Annotated in this window: 3 tRNA genes; all 3 read left to right on the top strand. The window is 47.9% G+C overall.

The features are described 5' to 3' along the window. The first annotated feature begins 41 nt into the window (after positions 1 to 41). The 3 genes from OH461_RS20070 to OH461_RS20080 all read left to right on the top strand — a co-directional run bounded on the left by OH461_RS20070 (position 42) and on the right by OH461_RS20080 (position 303). Positions 42 to 117, top strand: a tRNA-Glu gene (locus tag OH461_RS20070). 2 nt (positions 118 to 119) lie between these two features. Further along, positions 120 to 195, top strand: a tRNA-Lys gene (locus OH461_RS20075). Positions 196 to 227: 32 nt separating this feature from the next. Continuing rightward, a tRNA-Val gene (locus tag OH461_RS20080) sits at positions 228 to 303 on the top strand. Positions 304 to 413: the final 110 nt, after the last annotated feature.

Genomic DNA, 413 nt, shown 5'->3' on the forward strand with positions numbered 1-413 from the left:
AGTTTAAGAGATAGAACATCCCCCAAGATGTTCAGATTAGTGTCCCGTTCGTCTAGAGGCCTAGGACACCGCCCTTTCACGGCGGTAACAGGGGTTCGACTCCCCTACGGGATACCATTGGGTCGTTAGCTCAGTTGGTAGAGCAGTTGACTTTTAATCAATTGGTCGCAGGTTCGAATCCTGCACGACCCACCATTCTTTCTCCGCGAAGGAATTAAAACTATCGTGGGCGATTAGCTCAGTTGGGAGAGCACCTGCCTTACAAGCAGGGGGTCACTGGTTCGAGCCCGGTATCGCCCACCATTCTCTAAGTATTTTTGGATAGGAATTCCAAACCACTTCAGTAAAGCGTATGTGGTTAGATTTTTTGACGCCGAAAGTCTTTAGAAAATGACCTTCTTCGGAAGAATCAT

Source organism: Vibrio sp. LaRot3 (assembly GCF_027587025.1).
GTDB lineage: Bacteria > Pseudomonadota > Gammaproteobacteria > Enterobacterales > Vibrionaceae > Vibrio.